Source organism: Caballeronia sp., assembly GCF_049581465.1.
GTDB lineage: Bacteria > Pseudomonadota > Gammaproteobacteria > Burkholderiales > Burkholderiaceae > Caballeronia.
The window spans coordinates 1-3,646 of the sequence record NZ_JBAUSA010001156.1 but is presented as its reverse complement, the minus strand read 5'-3'; the positions used below and the strand labels follow the sequence as shown (position 1 = coordinate 3,646).

Annotated in this window: 4 protein-coding genes; all 4 read right to left on the bottom strand. The window is 60.1% G+C overall.

The genetic code is table 11. The annotated features are described in order from the left end of the window. A partial coding sequence (locus WCA53_RS28270) for a YceI family protein (protein WP_423918750.1) occupies positions 1-316 on the bottom strand: 316 nt, incomplete at its 3' end. Positions 317-616: 300 nt separating this feature from the next. Then, positions 617-1,561, bottom strand: coding sequence for an ABC transporter substrate-binding protein (locus tag WCA53_RS28265; RefSeq protein ID WP_423918747.1), 945 nt, complete (start codon positions 1,559-1,561; stop codon positions 617-619). 90 nt (positions 1,562-1,651) lie between these two features. Continuing rightward, positions 1,652-2,680 (bottom strand): ABC transporter permease, encoded by a 1,029-nt coding sequence (locus WCA53_RS28260; protein ID WP_423918742.1) that lies wholly within the window; start codon positions 2,678-2,680, stop codon positions 1,652-1,654. Positions 2,681-2,692: 12 nt separating this feature from the next. Continuing rightward, positions 2,693-3,646 (bottom strand): sugar ABC transporter ATP-binding protein (locus WCA53_RS28255; RefSeq protein WP_423918739.1); only part of this gene is annotated, 954 nt, incomplete at its 5' end.

The following is a 3,646-nucleotide window of genomic DNA, read 5'->3' as shown; positions in this document are numbered from 1 at the left end:
ATACAAACGTCGCGGTCGGAAAGTGCGCAGTGTCGAACCAGTCCTTGTCGCGGGCCTGCTTGTTGTAGCTTTCATCGCCGAGATCGTAGCTCGTGGTGTCGATGGTGATATTCGCGCTGCCCGCCGTCGGCTTGGCGGGATCGAAGTCCAACTGGGCGGTAAACTTCTTGAACGTGCCATCGACCGGAACGTTCATCTGCTTCGAGGTCGCAATCACGCTGCTCTTGCTGCTATCCACATCGGCGTGAGCGGCGGCCGTGAACAGCGCCGTGACAGCAACCGCTGCCACCATCCAGCGATAGAAATGTTTTTGCATATCGAACTCGCGTTCCAAGAAAGGTATCAATACGGATATCAAACGGATGTCGCATGGTAGGCGAGCAGACGCGCGACGCATAGCCGCGCCGAAAGAACACATTGTTCTGCCAGCGAGCTAAATAGCGGGAAATTCGAGGGTCGGGAAGAGAGCCTCCACTCTGGGTCGAGCCCAGGCGTGGAGGCTTTTTGAGGCGGATTAAGCAACTGCGGAACTATCGCGACGAACTGACCTAATCGCCGTCAGCGAACAACGCTGGACCTTCGCGACCCTGGCGCCGTATCAATCACTAAAAGACCATCAATACAAAACGTTCTTAGCCACCGGCAGGTCGATGTTGGCCTTATCAACCATCACCACGCCCGTATCCACGAACTTCGGCGGCGCCTTCTTTTCGATGACGCCAACCACCGCCTCAATGCCCTTCTGGCCCATCTGATACGAGCTCTGCACGGCGATCGCCTGCAGCGTGCCGTCCTTAATGAAGTTCTGCAAATCCAGATTGCCGTCGAAGCCGATAGCGACGATCTTCCCCGCCTTGCCCGACTGCGACAACGCGCGCCCCATGCCGACCGCGGTCGGCTCATTCGCGCCGAAAATGCCCTTCAAATCGGGATTGGCCGCGAGCACGTCCGTCGTCTGGTTCAACGCGTTCGCCATTTGCGACTGCGAGTAGAACGGTCCGACCACCTGAAGCTTCGAGTGCTCCGACAAGTACTTGCGGAAACCGCCCACGCGACCCACTTCAGAACCCGCGCCCGCCACGTACGACATCAGCGCGATCTTGCCGGTCTGCCCAACCTTCGCGATCAACGCCTGCGCGCACATCTCGCCGGCCTTCTCGTTATCGGTTGAGAGAAAAGCCTGGTAGTACGGCTTGCCCGAATCGGAAAGCGCCGAGTCGATGATCACGACCGGAATGTGAGCTTCCCACGCCTTCTTCACAGCAGGCACAAGCGCATCCGGGTCCGACGGCGCAAGTACGATGCCGGCCACTTTCCGGTTCACCGCGTTCTCGACCATGTTCACTTCGGCTGCAATATCCGATTCCGCCGCAGGACCCTGGAACGTGAGCGTGTAGCCCTTGGCCTCGGCCAGACCTGCGTTGGCGCCCTTTTGAACGTTTTGCCAGTAGTTCGAATTCGCGCTCTTCACGATCACCGCGATTTCACCCCCGTCCGCGAACGCGCTGCTTGCCGCAGCGGCAATAACGGTTACAAACAGCACCTTTGAAAGTACTTTCATGTCTCGCTCCTTATGGTTTTCTTAAACGTCGCCGTGTGTTGTAAATCGCGGAACCATTACTTAGGTATCCGATTAAACTCATCACCCCCCCTATCGTCGATTGCGGATTTGGTCGATCCACACCGTGCCCAGAATGACGACACCGATGATGATTTGCTGGATAAAACTCGATACGCCATTCATGTTCAGTCCATTGCGCAGAATGCCGATCACAAACGCGCCGATCGCCGTGCCCGAGATCGTGCCGACACCGCCCATCAGCGACGTGCCGCCAATCACCGCGCTCGCGATGGCATCGAGTTCGTACATCACGCCTTCGTTCGGCTGCGCCGTAACCAGCCGCGACATCAACACGCAGCCGGTCAGTCCCGCTAGCGCGCCGGACAGGACGTACGTGAAAAGTTTCACCCGATTCACGTTCACGCCGGAAAGCCGCGCCGCCTCCGCGTTCGATCCCACCGCATAGATATGTCGCCCGAGCGACGTGCGGCTGAGCATGATCGACACGGCCACCGCCAGCACGATCATGATGATCACGGGATACGGAATGCCTGGAAACACGATGTCGGGGAAGCCGTCAGCGCCGACGTGAACAATGCGGAACAGCGCGCCGTTGCCGAGTTCGCCGAAGGCGTCGCCGAGACCGGACACCGGACGTGCGCCCGTCACTTGAAGCGCGACGCCGCGAGCCACAAGCATCATCCCCAGCGTCGCGATAAACGGCGGCAAGCCCATGCGCGTCACGAATATGCCGTTGAGCGCGCCGCAGATCGCGCCCACGATCACGCCGCCCAGCATCCCTAACGGCACGGGAACGCCGGCTTTCACGAGCATCGCGGCCGCCACGCCCGAGAGCGCCAGCACCGATCCCACCGATAAATCGATCCCGCCGGTGATGATCACGCAGGTCGCACCGATGCCGAGATACGCGATGGACGTCACCTGCAACGCCACCGTCATGCCGTTGCCAAGCGACATGAACGCACTACTGGTCGCCGAAAAAACGATCACGAGCATGACCAGGCTGCCGAGCGCGGCGAACTTCTGGATCAAATCCTTACGACGCTCGCGGGCGCGGGCACGGTCGGCGTGGGCCGCGTCGGTGGTCATTTCAAGCATGGGCTCTCCGGTTCAATTCGATTTGGACAAGGTTCGTCCCGATGCGTAGTGCATAACTTCTTCCTGAGTGGTCCTGTCTGTTTCGAGAACACCCGCTATGCGGCCCTCGTGAAACACCGCGACGCGGTCGGTCATCCCCATGATCTCGGGAAGCTCGGAACTGATCAGCACCACGCCAATGCCTTGCGCCGCCAGCCGGTCCATCAATTCGTAGATGGCGTATTTCGCGCCGACGTCGATACCGCGCGTGGGTTCATCGAAGAAAAGAATCTTCGATTCGCGGAACAGCCACTTGCCGATCACCACTTTTTGCTGATTGCCGCCCGAGAGATTGCGCGTGACCTGATGCACCCCGGGCGTACGAATCCCGAGCGCATCGATATAGCCTTGCGCGACCTTCGCTTCGTCGTCGAAACGGATGAACCCGCCCGCGCCCGACACCGCTTCGATATTCGCGAGCGTAATGTTTTTCGCCACCGTCATTTGCAGCGCGAGGCCATTGCCCTTGCGATCTTCCGAGAGATACGCAATGCCGTTGCGAATGGCGTCGATGGGTGAACGGATCGAGAGCGGCGTGCCGTGCAGACGAACTTCGCCCGCGTCCACCGGATCGGCGCCGAACACGGCGCGCGCCACCTCCGTGCGGCCCGAACCCATCAGTCCCGCGAAGCCGAGGATCTCTCCGCGACGCAATTCGAAGTCGACGGGTCCGAACACATCGCGGCGCGTGAGGCCGCTCACGCTCAGCAATACGTCCTGGGTCGGGTGCGACTTACGTTCGGGGAACACATCGTCGAGATCCCGGCCGACCATGTGCGAGACCACCTGGTCGATGGTGGTCGCGGCGAAGTCATCGGTAGAAATGGTGCGGCCATCGCGCAGCACCGTCACCCGGTCTGCGATCTCGGCCAATTCGTCCAGCCGGTGCGAGATATAGACAATCCCGACGCCGTCCTTGCGCAATTC